This is a genomic window from Streptomyces sp. NBC_01716 (genome assembly GCF_036248275.1).
In the GTDB taxonomy this organism is placed as follows: Bacteria; Actinomycetota; Actinomycetes; order Streptomycetales; family Streptomycetaceae; genus Streptomyces.
This window is the reverse complement of record NZ_CP109181.1, coordinates 8,317,692-8,337,597: the sequence shown is the minus strand read 5'-3', so window position 1 is coordinate 8,337,597 and position 19,906 is coordinate 8,317,692. Positions and strand designations below refer to the sequence as shown.

Annotated in this window: 19 protein-coding genes and 1 pseudogene; 13 read left to right on the top strand and 7 right to left on the bottom strand. The window is 70.2% G+C overall.

Annotation, left to right across the window (positions count from 1 at the left end; all coding sequences use genetic code 11):
* Nucleotides 1-12: 12 nt before the first annotated feature.
* Nucleotides 13-459 (bottom strand): hypothetical protein, encoded by a 447-nt coding sequence (locus OIE74_RS37050; RefSeq protein WP_329391738.1) that lies wholly within the window; start codon nt 457-459, stop codon nt 13-15.
* Between the two features lie 130 nt (nt 460-589).
* Between OIE74_RS37050 and OIE74_RS37045 the strand changes: the two genes are divergently transcribed.
* The 4 genes from OIE74_RS37045 (at nt 590) to OIE74_RS37030 (ending at nt 2,499) form a co-directional block, all read left to right on the top strand.
* Entirely contained in the window at nt 590-781 is a 192-nt protein-coding gene (locus tag OIE74_RS37045; RefSeq protein ID WP_329391736.1) for a DUF1059 domain-containing protein, read from the top strand.
* Nucleotides 782-798: 17 nt separating this feature from the next.
* Entirely contained in the window at nt 799-990 is a 192-nt protein-coding gene (locus OIE74_RS37040; protein ID WP_329391733.1) for a DUF1918 domain-containing protein, read from the top strand.
* A 107-nt stretch (nt 991-1,097) separates the two neighbouring features.
* On the top strand, nt 1,098-1,934 hold the full coding sequence (locus OIE74_RS37035) for an alpha/beta fold hydrolase (RefSeq protein WP_329391731.1): 837 nt from the start codon (nt 1,098-1,100) through the stop codon (nt 1,932-1,934).
* Between the two features lie 22 nt (nt 1,935-1,956).
* Nucleotides 1,957-2,499, top strand: a complete 543-nt coding sequence (locus OIE74_RS37030; protein WP_329392568.1) for a TetR/AcrR family transcriptional regulator — start codon at nt 1,957-1,959, stop codon at nt 2,497-2,499.
* Nucleotides 2,500-2,542: 43 nt separating this feature from the next.
* Here OIE74_RS37030 and OIE74_RS37025 read toward each other — a convergent pair whose 3' ends face one another.
* Nucleotides 2,543-4,681 (bottom strand): alpha-galactosidase, encoded by a 2,139-nt coding sequence (locus OIE74_RS37025; RefSeq protein WP_329391729.1) that lies wholly within the window; start codon nt 4,679-4,681, stop codon nt 2,543-2,545.
* 181 nt (nt 4,682-4,862) lie between these two features.
* On the opposite strand from OIE74_RS37025, the gene OIE74_RS37020 reads away from it, so the two are divergent.
* From OIE74_RS37020 to OIE74_RS36990, 7 genes are all read left to right on the top strand, one after another.
* Nucleotides 4,863-6,038 carry an ROK family transcriptional regulator gene (locus OIE74_RS37020; protein WP_329391727.1) on the top strand — a complete coding sequence of 392 codons (1,176 nt, stop codon included), beginning with the start codon at nt 4,863-4,865 and terminating at the stop codon, nt 6,036-6,038.
* An 8-nt stretch (nt 6,039-6,046) separates the two neighbouring features.
* Nucleotides 6,047-7,360, top strand: coding sequence for an ABC transporter substrate-binding protein (locus OIE74_RS37015; RefSeq protein ID WP_329391725.1), 1,314 nt, complete (start codon nt 6,047-6,049; stop codon nt 7,358-7,360).
* 57 nt (nt 7,361-7,417) lie between these two features.
* Complete coding sequence (locus OIE74_RS37010) at nt 7,418-8,392, top strand: carbohydrate ABC transporter permease (protein WP_329391723.1); 975 nt, start codon at nt 7,418-7,420, stop codon at nt 8,390-8,392.
* Nucleotides 8,389-9,309: a carbohydrate ABC transporter permease gene (locus tag OIE74_RS37005; protein WP_443076326.1), complete on the top strand. Its 921-nt coding sequence runs from the start codon at nt 8,389-8,391 to the stop codon at nt 9,307-9,309. Before OIE74_RS37010 ends, OIE74_RS37005 begins: the two co-directional genes overlap by 4 nt.
* A 75-nt stretch (nt 9,310-9,384) precedes the next feature.
* Complete coding sequence (locus OIE74_RS37000; protein ID WP_329391720.1) at nt 9,385-11,238, top strand: alpha-galactosidase D; 1,854 nt, start codon at nt 9,385-9,387, stop codon at nt 11,236-11,238.
* A gap of 181 nt (nt 11,239-11,419) precedes the next feature.
* Nucleotides 11,420-13,786 (top strand): glycosyl hydrolase family 95 catalytic domain-containing protein, encoded by a 2,367-nt coding sequence (locus OIE74_RS36995; protein WP_329392566.1) that lies wholly within the window; start codon nt 11,420-11,422, stop codon nt 13,784-13,786.
* Nucleotides 13,783-15,063: an SGNH/GDSL hydrolase family protein gene (locus OIE74_RS36990; RefSeq protein WP_329391718.1), complete on the top strand. Its 1,281-nt coding sequence runs from the start codon at nt 13,783-13,785 to the stop codon at nt 15,061-15,063. The genes OIE74_RS36995 and OIE74_RS36990 overlap by 4 nt, the downstream gene beginning before the upstream one ends.
* On the opposite strand, the pseudogene OIE74_RS36985 reads toward OIE74_RS36990, so the two are convergent.
* From OIE74_RS36985 to OIE74_RS36965, 5 genes and pseudogenes are all read right to left on the bottom strand, one after another.
* Nucleotides 15,053-15,435: pseudogene (locus OIE74_RS36985) on the bottom strand (GNAT family N-acetyltransferase); the annotation flags it as partial. The gene OIE74_RS36990 and the pseudogene OIE74_RS36985 overlap by 11 nt on opposite strands.
* Before the next feature lie 61 nt (nt 15,436-15,496).
* Nucleotides 15,497-15,925 carry a pyridoxamine 5'-phosphate oxidase family protein gene (locus OIE74_RS36980; RefSeq protein ID WP_329391716.1) on the bottom strand — a complete coding sequence of 143 codons (429 nt, stop codon included), beginning with the start codon at nt 15,923-15,925 and terminating at the stop codon, nt 15,497-15,499.
* Between the two features lie 44 nt (nt 15,926-15,969).
* Entirely contained in the window at nt 15,970-16,953 is a 984-nt protein-coding gene (locus OIE74_RS36975; RefSeq protein WP_329391714.1) for an aldo/keto reductase, read from the bottom strand.
* 94 nt (nt 16,954-17,047) lie between these two features.
* A complete protein-coding gene (locus OIE74_RS36970) occupies nt 17,048-17,410 on the bottom strand; it encodes a VOC family protein (protein WP_329391712.1) in 363 nt (120 codons plus the stop codon).
* A gap of 131 nt (nt 17,411-17,541) precedes the next feature.
* On the bottom strand, nt 17,542-18,297 hold the full coding sequence (locus OIE74_RS36965) for a VOC family protein (RefSeq protein WP_329391710.1): 756 nt from the start codon (nt 18,295-18,297) through the stop codon (nt 17,542-17,544).
* A gap of 125 nt (nt 18,298-18,422) precedes the next feature.
* Here OIE74_RS36965 and OIE74_RS36960 point away from each other — a divergent pair, with 125 nt between their 5' ends.
* Together OIE74_RS36960 and OIE74_RS36955 are read left to right on the top strand one after the other, a co-directional pair.
* Nucleotides 18,423-19,049 (top strand): hypothetical protein, encoded by a 627-nt coding sequence (locus tag OIE74_RS36960; RefSeq protein ID WP_329391708.1) that lies wholly within the window; start codon nt 18,423-18,425, stop codon nt 19,047-19,049.
* 296 nt (nt 19,050-19,345) lie between these two features.
* Nucleotides 19,346-19,843: a hypothetical protein gene (locus tag OIE74_RS36955; protein ID WP_329391706.1), complete on the top strand. Its 498-nt coding sequence runs from the start codon at nt 19,346-19,348 to the stop codon at nt 19,841-19,843.
* Nucleotides 19,844-19,906 lie beyond the last annotated feature (63 nt).

The window sequence follows — 19,906 nt, the reverse complement described above, 5'->3', positions numbered from 1 at the left end:
CTGCGCTGTGGGTCAGATCCGGCCTCCGGTGAGCTTGGAGAGGGGGCCTCGCGGTTTGGCGGTCCGCCGCCCGAGGGCGAACGCTCCGCCGGCCAGGACGGCGACACCGGCGGCGGCTCCCGCCGCGATGGCCTTGCGGTGCTTGACGACCGTCCACACGGTGGTGGCCGTGGAGGCCGCCTTGCCCGCCGTCGACACGACGGCCTGACGGCTGCTTTCCCAGCCGGCGGTGGCCGCGCGTTTCGTCGCCTCGCCGGCCGACCGCACACCCGCTTCGGCGGACTCCTCGGCGGCCCGCACGGATGACTTGGCCTTCGAGGCCGCGAGCGCCGATTCGGTCCTGGCACGGCCGGCGGCGTCGCTGGTGGTCCGCCGCGCCTTGGCGGCTGCGGTCTTGCCCGCGCCGAGCTTCGCCGCCGTACCGTTCGCGTTTCTTTTCGCTGCGCTGTCCTCAGTCATGAGGTTCGTGTTGCCGCTCGACGCGGCCCGAAACACCGGGCTCGACCAACGTGGTCCGTCCCCGCCGGCGACGCCGCGCCAGTCGCGTATGTCCGGCGACAGGCGGACACTGGAAGGGAGGAGGCGTGTCATGCGCAAAGTAGCCGACTGCAGGGATTTCCCGAGCGAGACCAACTGCACGCTCACGATCTCCGGTGAGGAAGAGGAAGTGGTCCGCGCCGCGGGCGATCACGCGGTGAGCGTGCACGGACATGAGGACAGGCCCGAACTGCGGGAGCAGATCCGGTCCACGCTGAAGGACGAGGTCCCTCAGCACGCCTGAAGCCGAAGGGCGGATTCATGGAAGCAGACAAGGGTGACCGGCTCGTGGTGCACGGGCGGGTCGTGGGCGAGCACGACCGCGTGATGGAGGTCGTCGAGGTACTGGGACCTCCTCATTCACCGCCGTTCCGGGTGCGTGACGAGCGTGGTCATGAGCTGATCATGGTGCCGGGTCCTGATTCCCAGGTGGAGCATCCTGACGACCGGTAGCCACGCCGTCGCGACCTGGCGCCGTGGCCCGGGTTCCGGTCGGGCATTGACAGCTTCGGCTAATGCGATTAGCTTTTAGCTAACCGCATTAGCCATTTGGAGATGTCATGACCGAGTACCTCGCCGTCGACGGCGGCACCCTCGCTTACGAGGTGGCCGGCTCCGGCCCCCTGATCGTTCTCGCGCACGGCATGGGCGACAGCCGCACCGCGTACCGCGCCGTGATCCCGCGGCTGGTGGCGGCCGGCCACCGGGTCGCTGCCGTCGATCTGCGCGGCTGCGGCGAGTCCAGCGTCGGCTGGCCGGCCTGGAGCCGCACCGCCATCGCCGGCGATCTGCTCGCCGTGGTCCGCCACCTGGGCGGCCCGGCCGTTCTCGTCGGCCACTCGATCTCCGGCGGCGCCGCCACCGTCGCGGCGGCAGAGGAGCCCTCGCTGATCACCGCGGTCGTCGAGCTGGCGCCGTTCACCCGCAAGCAGTCGATCCGCATCGGCGACCTGCGGGTGAGGCGTTTCCGGCAGGGCATGCTTCGGCTGCTCGGCGCCGGGGCGTTCGGCAGCGTGCCGCTCTGGCGCTCGTACCTCGACGTCGCCTACCCCGGTACGAAGCCGGCCGACTGGCCCGAGCGGCTCGGCCGCATCGAGTCCCTGCTGCGCGAACCGGGCAGGATGAAGGCCCTCCAGGGCATGGGCCGCAGCGCCCCGACCGACGCAGGCGCACAGCTCGGCAACGTCCGCTGCCCCGTTCTGGTCGTGATGGGCACGGTCGATCCCGACTGGGCCGACCCGCACGCCGAGGGTTCGGCGATCGTCGACGCCCTGCCGTCCGGCCTCGGCCGCCTGGAGATGATCGAGGGCGCCGGGCACTACCCGCACGATCAGTTCCCCGACCAGGTCGTCTCGCTCACGCTCGACTTCCTCCGCTCGGACGCCGCGCGTGCCTAGGGCAGGACTGGACCCGGCGGCCGTGGTCGCGGCCGGTGCCGCCCTCGCCGACGAGGTGGGCCTCGCCCACCTGACGATGGGGCTGCTGGCCGAGCGGCTGGGCGTGCGTACCCCGTCCCTCTACAAGCACGTGGGCGGCCAGGAGGACCTCAACCGGCGCATCGCGGTACTGGCGTCGAGCGAGGCCGCCGACGCGGTGGGCATCGCGGTCCAGGGATACGCGGGCCGCGACGCCCTCGCGGCCGCGGCGCGCGCCTTCCGCGCCTTCGTACTGGAACACCACGGCCGGTACGCGGCGACGGTCGGCGTGGAACCGACCGGCCCCGACGATCCGATGGCCGTCGCGAGTGAGCGGCTGCTCGGCGCGTTCATGGCGGTCCTGCGCGGCTACGACATAGCGGAGTCGGACGTGAACCACGCGCTGCGTATGCTCCGCAGCCTCTGCCACGGCTTCGCCACCCTCCAGGCGGCCAACGGCTTCCAGTGGAGCACCGACATCGACGAGAGCTTCGAGTGGCTGATCTCCTTCGCCGACCGGGGCCTGCGCGCCATGTCGAAGTCCTGATACGCGACGGCGAAGCGCGGTGCGTATCAGGATCCCGACAGCGTCAGGACGACACGCGCATCAGATGGATCGCCGTGCTGGCCCAGTCACCGGCCGGCAGTTCCAGCGGCAGTCCGTGCTCGATGAGCACCGTCGCGTGGTGGCGCACCCCCGTCGCCACGTCCCGGTAGACCGCGCCCGGTTCGAGCCCGGCGAGATGGACGGGCAGCTCGGGGCGCCCCCGGCGCGGCGCCCGCTGCCAGGCGAGCACCAGGGCCTCGGCCCGGTCGGGCGACGTGTACTGCACGACCGCGGGGCCGTCGTCGACCGGCCCCCGCAGCCGGTGCTGGACACCGTGCTGGACCAGATGGCGGACCTGTTTGTACGCGCCCACGAACCCGGCCGCCTCCGCGATCTCCTCGTCCGGCCAGCGGGTCAGATCCCCGCCGACGGCCAGCACCCCGGCCATCGCGACATGGAAGCGGAAGGCCAACGGCACGGTTCGCGCGGTGAGTTCGTTGGGTACGTCGGTGACCCAGGCGGCCATGGTCGACGCCGGGTAGAGCTGGCTGTAGCCGTGCTGGATGCCGACGCGGTCGGCCGCGTCGGTGTTGTCGGACGGCCATGCCTGGTCGGTACGGGACAGGATGCCGAGGTCCACGCGCCCGCCGCCGCCGCTGCACGCCTCGATGCGCAGCGCGGGATGGTCGGCGCGCAGCCGGTCGATGACGCGGTAGAGGTTGTGCACGTACGCGCTCCACAGGCGGTCGTCGCCGTCCGGGCCGACCCCGCCGGGACCCGCCTCGCTGAAGGGGCGGTTCATGTCCCATTTCAGGAAGTCGATGCCGTTGTCCGCGACGAGTGCGGTGAGCCACTCGTACGCCCAGTCGGCGACGTCGTCCCTGGCGAAGTTGAGTACGAGCTGGTTGCGCAGTTCGGTGCGCGTACGGTGCGGGAAGTGCAGGATCCAGTCGGGGTGCGCGCGGTAGAGGTCGCTGTCGGCGTTGACCATCTCCGGCTCCACCCAGAGACCGAAGAGCATGCCGAGGCGGTGCACCTCGTCGGCGAGTGGCCCAAGTCCCTCGGGGAACCGGTCGGGTGACGGCGTCCAGTCGCCGAGTCCGGCCCGGTCGCTGCGCCGCGCACCGAACCAGCCGTCGTCCATCACGTAGAGCTCGGCGCCCAGTTGGGCGGCCCGCGCCGCCAGGGCCATCTGGCGTTTCTCATCGATGTCGAAGCCGGTGGCTTCCCAGGAGTTGTAGAGCACGGGGCGCAGCTCGCCGGGGTGTGGCAGGACATGCGCGCGGGTGTACGCGTGCCAGGCCCGGCTCGCCGCGCCGAAGCCGCCCTCGGTGTGGAGCCCGGCGAAGCGCGGTGTGATGTGCGTCTGTCCGGCGCCCAGGCGCAGGGTGGTGGAGTCGTGTCCGGCGCCGCCGGTGAAGCCGGCCCGGCCGTCGGAGGTGCGCTGGGCGGTGATGCGCCAACTGCCGCTCCAGGCGAGGGCGGCGCTCCAGACCTGGCCGCGGTCCTCGGTCGCGCCGCCGTCGTCCAGCATGACCCACGGGTTGAGGTGGTGGCTGGTGATGCCGCGCCGGCTGGTCAGCACGGTCTCGCCGAACGCCAGGCTCTCGCGGCGCAGTTGGGTCTCGGCGGCCCACTGGCCCGTGACATGGCTGAGCCGGTAGTCCGTGCGCGGCGGCAAGGTCCAGGCCGCCGAGTCGGCGCGCAGCACGACGATGTCGTCGGTGCCGGTGTTGCGCAGGGTCGTCCAGCGCTCGATCACGTCGCTGTCGTGGTGCACGCGGTAGTGCAGGGTGATGTCGAGCGGATAGTGCCTGTCGCGGAAGAGCAGGTCCAACTCGGCGGCCCCGCCGGGGGTTTCGCGGATGTCGTGGCCGAGCGCCGCCCATTCGACGGCGCGGGTGCCGTCGGCGAACCGGACCTGGAGCGAGGGCACGCCGTAGCGGGCGCCGCCGTCGACGGGCAGTTCCTCGCCGACCGGCGGGCGGCCCTCGAAGCTGTTGGCCTCGCGGTCCACCGGGTGGGGTCGCGCCGCGATCTCCCGTGCCTCGTCCAGGGTCAGCCTGGCGCCCCAGGCCACATGACGGGGCGCGCCGCTGCTGTCGGTCCGCACCGCGTAGGAGGTGTGCGGAGTGCTGAGCAACCACAGGGCGGCGTCCGGGGCGTAGGAGATCTGGGGCATGGAGATCCTCACGTTCGGGGGCAGCACTGTGACGGCTGGTAGCCAATCCCGCCCTTTGATCCGCTGTCAAGTGCCCTGCTCCGGCGAACTTTTCTCCGGAGAGGGGTTGATCAACTTCTACTTCACAGGGTTCCTGCTTTTTTTATTGACAGAGGAAATTAACTCACCTACGTTTCCGGCCATGTCAACGACCGACCAGGTGGAGGCGTTTCCGGCGGCCACACCCGCCGCCTCCTTGGTCTTCACCACCGTGCTCTCCCAGGGCCCGCTCTCGCGGGTGGAGCTCTCCCGGCGCACCGGGCTCTCGTCGGCCGCGGTCACCAAGGCCGTACGCCCGCTCATGGCGGCCGGATACTTCGTCGAGGCCGCGGACGAGAGCGCTCCGCCCGCTGTCGGCCGGCCGGCCAACCCGGTACGGGTGGACGGCGGCAGGGCTCTGTTCATCGGCGTGAAAGTGACGGCCGACGAGGTGATCGCGGTCCTGGCGGACCTCTGCTGCCGGATCCGGCTGGCCCGGCACGTACCGCTCACCAGCCGTGAGCCCGCCGCCGTGATCGCCGTGATCGCCGAGCTCACGGCCGAGTTGAGGACGGAGGCCGAGGGGTTCGGCGTCCCGGTGCAGGGTCTCGCGGTCGCCGTGTCCGGAGATGTGGACCGGGCGGCGGGAGTTGTCCGCTACTCCCCCTTCCTCGACTGGCGTGACATCGCCCTCGCCGAGCTCACGACGGCGGTGACCGGGCTGCCCGTCACGGTGGACAACGACGTACGGGCGCTGACTGTCGCCGAGCAGTGGTTCGGCGCCGGGGTGGGACTCTCCAACTTCGCGCTGGTCACCGTCGGCGCCGGGATCGGCTGCGGGCTCGTGGTCAACGGGCGGGTGGTCGCGGGGGCGCACGGCGTCGCCGGTGAGATCGGGCATCTGTCGATCGACCCGCGAGGGCCGCTCTGCCACTGCGGCAACCACGGCTGCGTGGAGGCGATCGCCTCGGACTCGGCCATCGTGCGCCGTATCCGGCGGGACACGGGCGAGCCGCTGGCCGGCCCCGCCCAAGCACTCGAACTGGCGCACGGCGGCAGCCCGGTGGCCCGCGAGGCGTACGCGGACGCGGGCGCCGCGATCGGCCGGGCGATCGGCAGCGTGGTGAATCTGCTCGGCCCCGAGCGCGTGATCATCTCGGGCGAAGGGCTCGCGGCGTACGACCTGTTCGCCGCCCAGATCAAGGAAGCGTTCTCCGCGACCGCTTTCAGTACCGCCGATCAGTGCGACGTGATCACACGTCCGCTGGCTTTCGAGGAGTGGGCGCGCGGGGCCGCGGCCACCGCGATACAGACCTTCATCGGGTCCGACACCTTCTAGGAGAAGCGATGACGCAGCAGAGCCGCATACCCGGAGCCGGTGGTCCCAGACGACGCAGCGTCGTCAACGGGCTGATGGGGGTCGGAGCGGCCGCACTCGCCGGGCCCACCCTGGCGGCATGCGGCGGCGGCCCGCCGGCCGCCGACCCGAAGACCGTGACGTTCGGCTCCAACGGCGCCGACGCCACGCCCAAGAAGGCGTACGCGGCGGTGACCGAGGCCTTCGCCAAGGACAGCGACCTGAAGGTCAAGACCAACACGGTCGACCACGACACCTTCCAGAAGAGCATCTCCAGCTATCTCCAGGGCACTCCGGACGACACCTTCACCTGGTTCGCCGGCTACCGCATGCAGTACTTCGCGGAGAAGAAGCTCGCCAGTCCCGTCGACGACGTGTGGGAGACCATCGGCTCCGGGTTCAGCGAGGCCGCGAAGCAGCTCTCCAAGGGCAGCGACGGCAAGTACTACTTCGTACCTCTCTACAACTACCCGTGGGCCGTCTTCTACCGTAAGAGCGTCTTCAAGGAGCGCGGTTACACGCCGCCCGCCACCTGGGCGCAGTTCGTCGCGCTGGCCAAGAGGATGAAGAAGGACGGGCTCTCGCCGATCGCCTCCGGATACGGCGGCGGCGACAGCTGGTCCATCCTCGGCGCCTTCGACTATCTGAACCTCCGCGCGAACGGCTACGACTTCCACATGGAGCTGATGCGCGGCGACGTCGCGTGGAGCGACCGGCGCATGAGCACCGTGCTCGACCTGTGGCGGGAGCTCGCCCCGTACTACCAGCCGGGCGCCGGCGGGCGTTCATGGCAGGACGCGGCCCAGTCGCTGCTCGACAAGAAGTCCGGCATGGCCGTCATCGGGCTCTTCCTCGGCCAGCAGATCACCGATCAGACGCTGCGCGAGGACATCGACTTCTTCCCGTTCCCGGAGATCGACCCGGCGCACGGCATGGACACCGTCGAGGCGCCGACGGACGGATTCATGCTCAGCCGCAAGCCCAAGAACGCCGAGGGCGCGCGCAAGTTCCTGGAGTTCCTGGGCAGCCCCGAGGCCGAGGGCATCTATATGAGCGTCGACCCGAGCAATGTCGCCGTCCACAGCAAGGCCGACACCAGCACGTACAACGCGCTGCAGAAGAAGTCGGCCGAGCTGATCGGCGCGGCCGAGCACATCACACAGTTCGGCGACCGGGACAGCGACCCCGGGTTCATCTCGACCGTCGTCCTGCCCGGTCTGACGCAGTGGCTCGGCCACCCGGACGACGGTGCGGCCACGCTGAAGAAGATCGAGTCGCAGCGCGCGCGCTTCTTCTCCGGCTGATCCCGTCCCCACACCCGAGCCGCCACCCGCCGACCCGCCCGAGGGACGCCCACCCCTATGACTTCCACACTCAAAGCACCGGAGGAACCGGTCGCGCCGGCCGTGCCCGCCCTGGCGGCCCGCCGGCGCAGGCCGCGCCGGCTCGGCCTGCGCGACCGGCTGTTCCTCGGCGTCATCGTCGGCGTACCGCTGCTGGCCCTGCTGATCTTCGTCTGGCTGCCCGCGCTCGCCTCGTTCGCGCTCTCCTTCACCAGTTGGGACGGCCTGTCGCTGTCCGGCATCGACTGGATCGGCTGGGCCAACTACCGTGAGATCTTCACTAATTACCCGCCGTTCTGGCCGGCCGTCCAGCACAACGTCATCTGGCTGCTGTTCACCGCTCTGCTGCCGACGCCGTTCGGCATCTTCCTCGCGTACCAGCTGGACCGGAAGATCCGCTTCACCCGGATCTACCAGACCGCGATCTTCCTGCCCATGGTGCTGTCCCTCGCGGTCGTCGGGCTGATCTGGGAGATCATCTACAACCCGGACAACGGTCTGCTCAACGGCATCATCGGCAGTGTCTCGCCCGGCACCCACATCGACTGGCTCGGCGATCCCGATCTCAATCTGTGGGCCGTGCTCGTGGCGTCCGCGTGGCGGCACACCGGCTACATCATGATCCTCTATCTGGCCGGGCTCAAAGGCTTCGACCCCGCCCTCAAGGAGGCCGCCGCGCTCGACGGCGCCAACGGGCGGCAGACCTTCCTGCGCGTGGTCTTCCCCGCGCTGAAGCCGGTCAACATCGTCATCCTCGTCGTCACGGCGATGGAGTCGCTGCGCGCCTTCGACATCGTGTACGTCCTCGGCGGCGGCATCGGCAGCAAGCCCGGTATGGAGCTGCTCTCCCTCCTGATCACCGACAACATCGTCGGCGAGACCAGCCATATCGGCTACGGCTCGGCCATCGCGGTGATCATGCTGCTGGTCTCGCTGACCGCCATCTGCACCTTCCTCGTACAGAACTTCCGCAAGGACAAGGAGGGGGAGTGACCGCGACCGCCACACCTCCGGCCGCCCGGCCACGGGCACCGCACGGCACACCTCCCGAGAAGCGCTCACGCCCGCGCCGTCAGACCGGCCGTCATCTCTTCCTCGCCGGTATCTCCCTGCTGTGGCTGGTCCCGCTGCTGTGGGCGGTCTACACCTCGCTGCGGCCGTACGAGGACACCGCGAAGAACGGTTATCTCTCCTGGCCCAGGGGTCTGAGCCTGGAGAACTTCACCGACGCCTGGGCGCAGTCGGGTCTCGCGCACTTCTTCTGGAACTCGGTGCTCGTCACCGTGCCCGCCGTGCTCGGCACCCTGTTCTTCTCCGCGGCGGTCGCCTTCTACGTGTCGCGCTTCGACTTCCGCTGGAACATCGCGCTGCTGATGCTGTTCACCGCGGGCAATCTGCTCCCCGCCCAGGTGCTCATCACCCCGCTGTACCGGCTCTATCTCCAGTGGAATCTGCCCGGCTGGATGAGCGACTCGTATCTGCTCTACAACTCCTACTGGGGCATCATCGTCATCCATATCGCCTACCAGTGCGGCTTCTGCACCTTCGTGCTGAGCAACTACATGAAGACGATCCCGAAGGAGATCACCGAAGCCGCGCTCGTGGACGGCGCGCCCGTGTGGCGGCAGTTCTTCCAGATCGTGCTGCCGCTGTGCCGCCCGGCGTTCGCCGCGCTCGCGACGCTGGAGTCGATCTGGATCTACAACGACTTCTTCTGGCCGCTCGTGCTCATCGAGACCGGTGACAAGCGTCCCGTCACCTCCGCGCTCGCAAGCCTGGAGGGGCAGTACTTCACCAATCCCAACCTCATCGCGGCCGGCGCGCTGATGACCGCGATTCCCACGCTGATCGTGTACTTCGCGCTCCAGCGCCAGTTCATCAGCGGTCTGACGATCGGCGCGGGCAAGTAGCCGCGCCCCCCTGCCATCCCCCACTCCGCCCACCCCCGCTCCTCCCCATCACGAGAAAGCAGGAGGCTCCCTCCCATGCGCCCACCCGCTCGCACCGTCGCGAGAACCATGCGCGCCGCGCTCGTCCTGGCCGTCACGGCCGGCCTGGCGGTCGCCGTGCCGGCCACGGCCCAGGCCCAACTCCCCGACCGGGCACCGGCGTCGGCCGGCCCGGCGAACGCCACGGCTACGGCCGCCACCACCACCGGCGAGAACGCCGTCGCCGAGAAGCCCTACATGGGCTGGAGCAGCTGGAGCCTCCAGACCACCTCGTATCCGGGGGTGAACCCCAACGGCAACTACAGCTATCTCACCGAAGCCAATGTGAACAAGCAGACGGACGCGCTGGCTTCGAAGCTCAAGAAGTACGGGTACGAGTACATCAACATCGACGCCGGCTGGTGGCGTGGCTGGGACTGGACACCGGAGTTCGACGAGTACGGGCGCCAGAAGACCAACACCGAGCGCTTCCCGAGCGGGATGAAGGCGGTCGCGGACCGTATCCACAGCAAGGGTCTCAAGGCCGGCATCTACCTTCCCGTGGGGCTGGAGAAGGAGGGGTACGGCGAGGGCAAGCTGAAGATCTGGAACACCGACGACTGCACCACCGGGGACATCGTCCACAGCGATCTGCGGACGACCAACGGCTGGGACAGCTCCTACAAGATCGACTTCAGCAAGCCGTGCGCACAGAAGTACATCGACTCGCAGGCGCGGCTCATCGCCGACTGGGGTTACGACTTCCTGAAGCTCGACGGTGTGGGCCCGGGATCCTTCAAGAGCGGTGACAACTACGACAACCGCACGGACGTCGCCGCCTGGCAGAAGGCCATCAAGTCCACCGGGCGGCCCATCCACCTGGAGATCTCCTGGTCGCTCGACATCAACTACGCCAAGGACTGGAAGGCCACGTCCAACGGCTGGCGCGTCGACACGGACGTCGAGTGCTACTGCAACACCCTCGTGTCGTGGGAGAACTCGGTCGAGGACCGCTGGCGTGACACGCCCGGCTGGACGCGGTACGCCGGACCCGGCGGCTGGAACGACCTCGACGCGGTCAACGTCGGCAACGCGGACATGAGCGGTCTGACCAAGGCCGAGCGGCAGAGCTACATGACGCTGTGGGCCGTCGCCAAGTCGCCGCTCTACAGCGGCGACGACCTCACCAAGCTCGACGACTACGGCCTGTCACTGCTGACCAACCGCGATGTGCTGAAGATCAACCAGCAGCCGGGGAAGCCCGCCAAGCCCATCACCTCGGTCGGTGACGAGCAGGTCTGGGCGTCCGAGAACCCCGACGGCGGCTACACCGTCGCCCTGTTCAACCAGGGTGACTCCCCCTCGCCGGTGACCGCCGACTGGCAGGCGCTGGGCTTCACCGGCCAGGCGTCCGTACGTGACGTGTGGAACCGCGAGAGCCTCGGCCGGCACAAGGACGGCATCACCCAGGCCGTACCGGCACACGGCTCGCGGCTGTTCACCGTCACCCCGCAGGGTGCCGAGCTCAAGACCGACGCGTACGAGGCGGAGTCCCCCGGCAACGTACTCACCGGCCCGGCCTCCGTCGCGGACTGCGAGGAGTGCTCGGGCACGAAGAAGGTCGGCAACCTCTACGTCGGCGGCAAGGTCCAGTTCACGGACGTCGTCGTCAAGAAGGCCGGCCGCTATCTGGTCAAGGTCGCCTACACCTCGGGCGACCCGCGGTCGATCGGCGTCTCGGCCAACGGCAAGGCCCCGGTCACGACGGCCTTCCCGGCCACCGGCGGCTGGTCCCTCGCGGACTCGATCAGCGTGCCGGTCACGCTGAAGGCGGGCAGCAACACCCTCACCTTCGACAGCGGCGACGGCTACTCGCCGGACATCGACAGGATCGACGTGCCGCGCCTCTGATCCCGGCCCGGTACGAGCGACATGGGGGCGCGTCTTCACGGGCGCGCCCCCGGCACGTGACCCGCGTACTTCCCTTCCGCAGGAATGGAGTTGTCCCGTGAACGATCAGCATCCGCACGCCTCCGCACGGTCCGGCGCCGACCCGAGCCCCGGCGACGGTCCGAGCCCCACCCGCCGTCGTGTGCTCTCCCTCGCCGCCGGCGCCGGAGCCCTCACCGCGCTCGGCGGTCTGCCCGCCTTCGCCGCCTCCGCGCCCCCGAAGCGCCCGGCGGCCTCCCCGATGCTCGCCGATGGCGAGGGGTCGACGACCCGCATGTGGTACCGCGCGCCGGCCGGGAAGTCCACGATGCTCGAACGCGCCCTGCCGGTCGGCAACGGGCGCCTCGGCGCGCTCGTCGGCAACGACCCCGGGCAGGAACTGCTCTTCGTCTCCGACGCCACCATGTGGACCGGCGGGATCAACGACGTACTGGACCAGGACGGCCAATTCCCTTACGGCCGGGCCGACTTCGGCAGCTTCACCCAACTGGCCCACGTGACCGTCGACATCCCGGACCACGATCTGGGCACGGTCAACGACTTCCGCCGTGAACTCGACATCGACCAGGGCCTGGTCACCTCCGGTTACGTCCGCTCGGGCGTCACGTACGAGCGCCGCGTCTTCGCCAGCCACCCGGACGACGCGATCGTCGTCCACTTCTCGCAGCGTGGCGGCGGCCACTACACCGGCACGATCTCGCTCGACGGCACCCACGGGGAGACGACGTCGGCGGACGGCCGGAGCGACAGTCTGTTCCTCGGGGCGGAGTTCGCCAACGGCCTGCGGTACGGCGCCGCCGTCACCGCGCGCAGCGGGAGCGGCTCGGTCAGCACGAGCGGCTCGCGGATCGTCTTCACACGGTGCGCCGATCTGACCGTCGTCATCAGCGGTGGATCGAACTACGCCCCCGACTCCGCCACCGGCTTCCGCGACCCGGATCTCGATCCGGCCGCGCTCGCCAGGACCAAGGTCCGGGACGCCGTACGGCACTCGGCCACCACGCTGCTGCACACCCATGTCGCCGACTACCGCGACCAGTTCGAGGGGATGAGCATCTCGCTCGGCCCCTCCACGGGCGAGCAGCGGGCGCTCGACACCTGGGAGCGGCTGAAGCACCGTACGCAGCAGGATGTGCCCGATCCCGAACTTGAGGCGCTGTACCTCCAGTTCGGCCGCTATCTGATGATCAGCAGCTCACGGGACGGTCTGCCCGTCGCGCTCCAGGGTCCCTGGCTGGACGGCAACGACCCGGACTGGATGGGCGACTACCACACCGACATCAACATCCAGATGAACTACTGGATGGCCGACCGCACGGCGCTCTCACGCAACTTCGACGCGTTCACCGACTACTGTCTCGCGCAGCTGCCGGTCTGGTCGGAGCTGACGCGGGCTCACTTCAACGACCCGCGCAACCGGTTCCGCAACTCCTCGGGCAAGGTCGCCGGGTGGACCGTGGCGTACTCGACGAACATCTACGGCGGACTCGGCTGGTGGTGGCACCCGCCGGGCAACGCGTGGCTGTGCAACACGCTGTGGGAGCACTACCAGTACACGCGGGACCTCGGGCATGTGAAGAAGATCTACGCGATGCTCAAGGGTGCCTGCGAGTTCTGGGAGACCCGGCTGGTGACCATGACGGTCAAGGACCCGGAGACGGGCGGGGACCGCGAGGTCCTCGTCGCCGACAACGACTGGTCCCCGGAGCACGGCCCGCAGGACGCGAAGGGCATCACCTACGCGCAGGAGGTGGTCCGCGACCTGTTCGTCAACTACCGCGAGGCCAGCGAACTCCTCGGCAGGGACGCCGCGTTCGCGAAGACCGTGGCCGGGCTCCAGGAGCGCCTCTACCTCCCGGAGGTCAGCCCGAAGACCGGCTGGCTCCAGGAGTGGATGTCCCCCGACAACCTGGGCGAGACGACGCACCGTCATCTCTCGCCGCTGATCAGCCTGTTCCCCGGTGACCGGATCCGTCCCGACGCCTCGCCCGCAGCGCTGGTGAAGGGCGCCACCGAACTGCTCACCGCCCGTGGGATGGAGAGCTTCGGCTGGGCGAACGCCTGGCGCGCCCTGTGCTGGGCGCGGCTGAAGGACGCCGACAAGGCGTACGAACTGGTCGTCAACAATCTGCGGCCGTCCGTCGACGGCACCAACGGCACCGCGATGAACCTCTTCGACATCTACGAGGTCGAGAAGGGCCGCGGGATCTTCCAGATCGAGTCCAACTTCGGCACCCCCGCCGCGATGATCGAGATGCTGCTCTACTCGCGGCCCGGCCATATCGAACTGCTTCCGGCGCTGCCGGGGGCCTGGGCGCGGTCCGGTTCGGTCACGGGCATCGGCGCGCGCGGCGGTTTCGTCGTCGATCTGACCTGGCGGGACGGGAAGGTCCGGGAAGCGAGGATCCGCAGTGTCGGCGGACGCAGGACGAAGGTCACGGCCGGCGGCGTCTCGCACGACGTGGACCTGCGTTCGGGCAGAAGCGTCACGTTGCGGCACTTCGGATGAGCGGGGCCGTACGCCGTGCCGTACGCCACGGTCTCGTCGGAGTCCTGACGCTCGCCGCGATCCTGCTCGTGCCGGCGCAGGTCCCGTCCGCCACGGCGGCCACCGGCACCACCGCCGCCGTCCCGCCCCCGCCCCCGCCCGCGCCCGCGCCCGCGAAGTCCACCGTCACCTGGGCGGCGAGCGCGGACCGGATGGGTGAGGCGGCCGGCGACCGGAGTTACCGGCTGATCGTGCGAACGAGCGTGGGCGGCAAGGGACTTCGTGTCCGGGTCTCCAACGCGTTCGGGGACCGGCCCCTGGTCGTCGGCAGCGCGTACGCCGGGCTCCGCGAGAGCGGCGCCCGGCTGCGTCCCGGCAGCAACAGGAAACTCCGCTTCGACGGGTCGGCGTCCGTGACGCTGGCGCCGGGCGAGATCCGCTACAGCGATCCGCTGCCCGGCAGGGTGGCGGCGATGAGCGATCTGGCCGTCAGTCTGTACGTGCGCGACGCGGGCGGGCCCGCCACAGGGCACGGGATGGCGCTCGCAACGTCGTACGCCACGAGTGGGGACCACGCGGCCCAGGAGCGGGACGAGGCGTACACGGAGCGGCTGGGGTCGTGGTTCTACCTCGACGCGGTCACCGTGGACGCGGACCGCGGGGCGGGCGCCGTCGTGACGCTCGGGGACTCCATCACGGACGGCTGGCAGTCCACCACCGACAAGAACCTGCGCTGGCCCGACTTCCTGGCCCGGCGGCTGGACGCCTCCGCCGGCAGCACCGTCAAGGGGGTGGCGAACGCGGGGATCTCGGGCAACCAGGTCCTGGCGGACGGGGCGGCGCAGAGCGCGCTCAAACGGCTCGACCGTGATGTGCTGTCGCTGCCCGGGGTACGGACGGTGTTCCTGTTCGAGGGCGTCAACGACATCAAGTCGCACAGCGGGGTCACCGCGGCGTCCCTGACGGCGGGCTACCGCGAGATCATCGACCGGTCGCACGCGGCGGGTCTGTGTGTCGTCGGCGCCACCGTCATGCCGTTCAAGGGCTGGTCGGAGTGGGATCCGGAAGGGGAAGCCGTACGTGCCGAGGTGAACGAGTGGATCCGCACCAGCGGGGAGGTCGACGCGGTCGTGGACTTCGACAAGGTGGTGCGCAGCCCGTACGACGCGGAGCGGATCCTGCCCATGTTCGACAACGGCGACCATCTGCATCCCAACGACAAGGGGATGCAGGCGATGGCCGACTCGGTCGCGCTGAAGTCCCTGGAGTGCGACCGCGACGCCGCGCTCAGCCGATGACGCCGGTGGGATCGGCTTCGAAGGGATCGGCTTCCGTGAGATCGGTGGCGAGAAGGTCCATCAGAAGTCCGTCGTGCCAGGTCCCGTCGGGACCGCGCTCCCGACGAGCCGGAAGCCGACCTTGCTGTAGCACCTGATCGCCGCGGCGTTGTCGGCGGCCGGGTCGATCACGACGCGGTGGTGGCCGGGGTCCCTGATCAGGTGCCTGGCCAGGGTCCGTACGGCGTCGGTGCCCACCCCGCGGCCGTGCGCGGCCGGATCGAGGTAGATGTCGATGTTCGCGTGCCGGTAGTCGGCGTCGTCCTCGGAGCCGAACTGGATGGCGCCCACGACGGCGCCGTCCAGTTCGATCACCAGTGAGGTGATGCCGGCTCGTGGAGATCCTCGGTCACCGCCGCGATCAGATCGTCACCGCCAGCGCCCTTCAGCGTGCTCACAGCGCGCCGAGGTCCGACGACAGCCACCGCTGGGGCCGCATCCGGAAGACGACCTGATCGCCGTGCTCGCCGGTCGACATGGCGACATACTCGTCGACCTTCCCGGCCGGCAGATAGCGGGACGCCAGCTCCACGATGTGGTCACGGGTGCCCGGGATCCGCTCCGTCACCGGGCCCTCGACGGAGACGTACCGCACCGTCGGCGCGGTCCGCTCGACCAGGAGCGAGAAGCGGCCCGCCGCCACGATCAGCCTGTCCTTGCGGGAGCCGGCGCCCGTCAGGATCCAGATGTCGCCGCCCGGCGCGTACTGGTACCAGACGGGGACGACGAGCGGCGCCCGGTCCTGCTCGCCTGGGTCGACGGCGAGGGACGCGATGTGCGGCTCGACGAGGAACTGTTCGCGTTCTTCTCTGCTGAGGGCCACGGGATGTCTCCTTCGTACGAAGTACGGGGGCTGTCCCGCCATCCTTACCAGCGGTGGTGGATCTCCGCACGGATTCGGCGGTCGTACAGCTCACCCACCGCGCCGAGCGTCGCGTCCGGCAGCGGCGGAAGAGAGGCCGCGGCGGCGTTGGCCCGTGCCTGCCCGACGGACCGGGCGCCGGGAATGACGCTGCTGACGCCGGGCTGCTGGACGATCCAGCGCAGCGCGGTCTGCGCCGGGGTGGCGCCCTCGGGGGCCAGGCCCGCGAACTCGGCGGCGGCGGCGAGGCCCGTGGCGTACTCGATGCCGGAGAAGGTCTCGCCCTGGTCGAACGCCTCGCCGTGCCGGTTGTAGGTGCGGTGGTCGTCGGCGGCGAAGACCGTGTCCTTCGTGTACTTGCCGGACAGCAGACCTGAGGCGAGCGGGACGCGCGCGATGATGCCGACGCCCGCCTCCCGGGCGGCGGGCAGCACCTCTTCGAGCGGCTTGAGCCGGAAGGGGTTGAGGATGATCTGTACGGAGGCGACGCCCGGCCTGGCTATCGCCGTGAGCGCCTCGGCGCAGGTCTCGACGCTCACCGCGTAGGCCGCTGTCCGCTTCTCGGCGACCAGGGTGTCGAGCGCGTCGAAGACGGCGTCGGTGGAGTAGACGGCCGTGGGCGGGCAGTGCAGCTGGACCAGGTCCAGGGTGTCCACGCCGAGGTTGGTCCGTGAACGGTCGTTCCACGTACGGAAGTTGTCCAGGCTGTAGTTCTCGGGACGCTGCTCGGCCCGGCGGCCCATCTTCGTCGCGACGAACACGTCGGCGTCGGGGCGGTCCTTCAGGAACCGGCCGATGAGCTGTTCGCTGCGGCCGTCGCCGTACACGTCGGCCGTGTCGAAGAAGGTCACGCCCGATTCGAGCGCCGCGTCGAGGACGGCGAAGGCGTCGGCCTCGTCGACGTCACCCCAGTCGGCTCCCAGCTGCCATGTGCCCAGTCCGACGACGGAGACCTCACGGCCCGTCCTGCCCAGTACGCGCTTGTCCATACGGACGATGCTACGGCGGTGTCCGCGCGGCTCGGCACGGCGGGGCAGGCGGGTGACGGGAGGCGTGGAGGCGGCCAGTGGGCGGTGGGCGGTCTCAGATCTGCTGCGTGAGATTGACGGTGTTGCCGTCCGGGTCCTTGATGTGGGCGACCCGCTGCCCCCACGGCATGTCGTTGGCGGCCCCGAGCACCTGCCCGCCGAGCTCCTCGACGCGGGGCAGCAGCTCGTCCACGTCGGAGACGGCGACGCTCAGGAGCATCCGCTGCGCCGCGCCGAGGTCGACGTCCGCGTCCGACACCAGCCCGAGATCGGAGTCGCCGACCCGCAGATTGATGAAGAACGGCGCTCCTTCGTCAGGGGTGCGCGACGTCTCCACGGCGCCGAGCAGTCCTTGGTAGAAGGCCAGCAGCCGGCCGATCGCGGGCGAGATGACCATCGGCTGAATCGTGCCGGACATAGATGTTTCCTCCTGCTGACGGCCGCTCGGCTCCCCTCGGGGGGCCTCCGGCACACGAATGATTTCCCGTTGCTGACCGGCGGCGGGCCCGCGACTCATCGGTCGTCCGCGGACTGTGACCACCGTGATCCCTACGGTGCCTTGCCCACCGAGAACACCGCGCCCGCCGGATCGGTGACGGTCGCCATGCGGGCGTACGGGGTGTCCTCGGGTTCGGTGGACGATCCGCCGGACGCGGTGGCGCGCTCCGCCACGGCGTCGGCGTCGGACACGGCGAACAGCGTCCCCCAGGCGGACGTGGGGACGTCGGAGCTGCCGATGATCCCGCCGATCTCGTGTCCGTCGGGGCGGCGCAGGAAGGTGAAGTCCAGCTCCGGCACCTCGTCGTTGCCGTCGAGCGTGAAGCCGAACAGCGCGGTGTAGAAGGCGCGGGCGGGCCCGGGGTCGGGGGTGATCAGGTCGTTGCGGACCAGCGAGTCGGGCTCGTTCACGATCTCGCTGCCGGGCCGGGAGCGGCCCTGCCAGAGCCCGAACCGGGCGCCGACCGCGTCCACCGCGACCGCCGTACGGGCGTGGTCGGCCAGATCGGCCGGTGCCTCGATCAGCCGGCCGCCCGTCTCGGTGACCCGGCGTGCCGTGTCGTCGCAGTCGTCGGTGGCGAAGTACATGGTCCACACGGCGGTGGTCCGGTCCGTGTCCGGGACGATCCCGGCGACCGGTCGGCCGCGCAGCAGACAGACGGTGCCTCCGGCGTCGCCGGTCGGGTACGGCTCGTACTCCCAGCCGAAGAGCGCCTGGTAGAAGGCGAGCGCGCCCTTGCGATCGGGGGTCCTGAGCTCCATCCAGGTGGGGGTGCCCTCGGGTTGGTTGGTGCTGAGAACGCTCATGCTGTACTCCTTCGTGAGGCGCCGGGGCGATGGCTCCAACGTAGGCACCAATCAGGACAGTAAATGTCCTGGAAACACCTGCGGATGAGCGCCGTGCACACAATCGGGCGCTCCATCATTCGGTCATGACAGGCTCATCGAGGCGGGGCCCCCTCGGTCGGACGGTTCTCGCCGTCGCCGTCGGTGCCGCGTGCACCCTCGCCCTCGCCGGCTGCGTATCCGCGCCGGACAAGAAGTCCGACGACGGGCGGACCACCGCCCGGACCGTACGGCCCGCCAGGACCGCCGTACTGCTGGGCGACACCGTGCTCGTGAACCATCCCGACGGTCGCGACGAGCCGATACTGGCGCTGGCGGTGACGGCCGTCGTCGACGAGGCGTCCCGGGGCGCGGGCGCCGGGGGCGCCGGGGGCTCGGAGAACGGCGCGGGCATGGCGAGGAAAGCGGGCGCCGCTGACGGCAGGAAGTGGATCGCCGTCCTCGCCGAGGTGAGCAACGCGGGGGCGCGGCCGTACGGATACGACGTCGGGCACAGCTTCACGGCCGTGGACGCCGGCGGCCACCGTCATGTGCCGCTGCCCGCGTCGGCCGATCTGACGGTGGGCCCGATGATGACCTGGTCCGTGCCGCTCGCCGCCGGCCGGGCGGCGCGTGGGTGGCTCGTCTTCGAACTGCCGTCGGACGCGGTGCTGACCACGCTGGAGTTCGGCCGTACACGAACCTCGGCGGCCCTGGCGGACTGGGCCCTGTGACCGGGCCGGGCAGCCTGGCCCGGCTGCTCGGCGGCCGGCTCCCGCGGGCCCGACGGGACGACCGGAACATCGCGGGAACATTCGCCGGCCGGTCGCCGTTGAGACCAGTGTGGGTGTGGACGGAACAGTGTCCCCGGGCCCCATCAAGAAATGCCCACAGGGAAGATCGTTCGGCTGAAGCCCTGTGGAGCCTATCGCCGCGAGGCGACCGCCGTCCGCACCCCGCCTGAACGGCCCCGACCGGTCTCCCCCGTCCGGTCGGGGCCTCTTTCTGTGTTCAGGTCTACTGTTCAGGAATGACTGCTGGGGCGGACGGGGCGGACGGGGCGGACGCGGAACGGCCGGGCGGTTTCGCCGCCGCGACCGGCGACGGCCCGCGACCCTCCGTACCGCCCGAGGTCCGCGCGGCCGAGATCCGGGTCGCCTTCGGCGGCCTGTCGCAGATCCGCCGGCTGACCAACACCACGGCTTCCGATCCCGGCGCCGTTCCCGCCGCGTGGGAACGTAATCAGCCGGTCCGCGCCATCGCCCTGGCCCTGGAAGCGGCCGGGATCGCGCCCTCCGCAGTCGACGGCGAAGGACGGCGTACGGCCACCGGATTCCGGGTGGCCCCGGGAGAGCGGCCGGGGACGGTACGGGTGGAATGGCTCGGCCCTCACGGGAGCGGCGCGGCCCAGGACGAGGAGAGCCGACTGACCGCGTGCGCCGCCGTGCTGGGCCCGCTGGGCTGGGAGGCGCTGCTCTACCGCGGCCCGCGCCGCCGGCGCTTCCTGGAAGTGGAACCGGCGCCCTGAGCCGGGCCCCCGGGACGGAGTTCTTCGCCTTGCGCATAGCGGGTTCACACGGTTACAGGCAGT

Excerpts from the sequence above, each read along its gene's own strand:
- OIE74_RS37010 (WP_329391723.1), top strand. The coding sequence starts at position 7,418 with ATGACTTCCACACTCAAAGCACCGGAGGAACCGGTCGCGCCGGCCGTG.
- OIE74_RS36970 (WP_329391712.1), bottom strand. The coding sequence starts at position 17,410 with ATGTCCGGCACGATTCAGCCGATGGTCATCTCGCCCGCGATCGGCCGG.
- OIE74_RS36990 (WP_329391718.1), top strand. The coding sequence starts at position 13,783 with ATGAGCGGGGCCGTACGCCGTGCCGTACGCCACGGTCTCGTCGGAGTC.
- OIE74_RS37015 (WP_329391725.1), top strand. The coding sequence starts at position 6,047 with ATGACGCAGCAGAGCCGCATACCCGGAGCCGGTGGTCCCAGACGACGC.
- OIE74_RS36960 (WP_329391708.1), top strand. The coding sequence starts at position 18,423 with ATGACAGGCTCATCGAGGCGGGGCCCCCTCGGTCGGACGGTTCTCGCC.
- OIE74_RS37035 (WP_329391731.1), top strand. The coding sequence starts at position 1,098 with ATGACCGAGTACCTCGCCGTCGACGGCGGCACCCTCGCTTACGAGGTG.
- OIE74_RS37020 (WP_329391727.1), top strand. The coding sequence starts at position 4,863 with ATGTCAACGACCGACCAGGTGGAGGCGTTTCCGGCGGCCACACCCGCC.
- OIE74_RS37050 (WP_329391738.1), bottom strand. The coding sequence starts at position 459 with ATGACTGAGGACAGCGCAGCGAAAAGAAACGCGAACGGTACGGCGGCG.
- OIE74_RS37000 (WP_329391720.1), top strand. The coding sequence starts at position 9,385 with ATGCGCCCACCCGCTCGCACCGTCGCGAGAACCATGCGCGCCGCGCTC.
- OIE74_RS36965 (WP_329391710.1), bottom strand. The coding sequence starts at position 18,297 with ATGAGCGTTCTCAGCACCAACCAACCCGAGGGCACCCCCACCTGGATG.
- OIE74_RS37045 (WP_329391736.1), top strand. The coding sequence starts at position 590 with ATGCGCAAAGTAGCCGACTGCAGGGATTTCCCGAGCGAGACCAACTGC.
- OIE74_RS36955 (WP_329391706.1), top strand. The coding sequence starts at position 19,346 with ATGACTGCTGGGGCGGACGGGGCGGACGGGGCGGACGCGGAACGGCCG.
- OIE74_RS36975 (WP_329391714.1), bottom strand. The coding sequence starts at position 16,953 with ATGGACAAGCGCGTACTGGGCAGGACGGGCCGTGAGGTCTCCGTCGTC.
- OIE74_RS37025 (WP_329391729.1), bottom strand. The coding sequence starts at position 4,681 with ATGCCCCAGATCTCCTACGCCCCGGACGCCGCCCTGTGGTTGCTCAGC.
- OIE74_RS37040 (WP_329391733.1), top strand. The coding sequence starts at position 799 with ATGGAAGCAGACAAGGGTGACCGGCTCGTGGTGCACGGGCGGGTCGTG.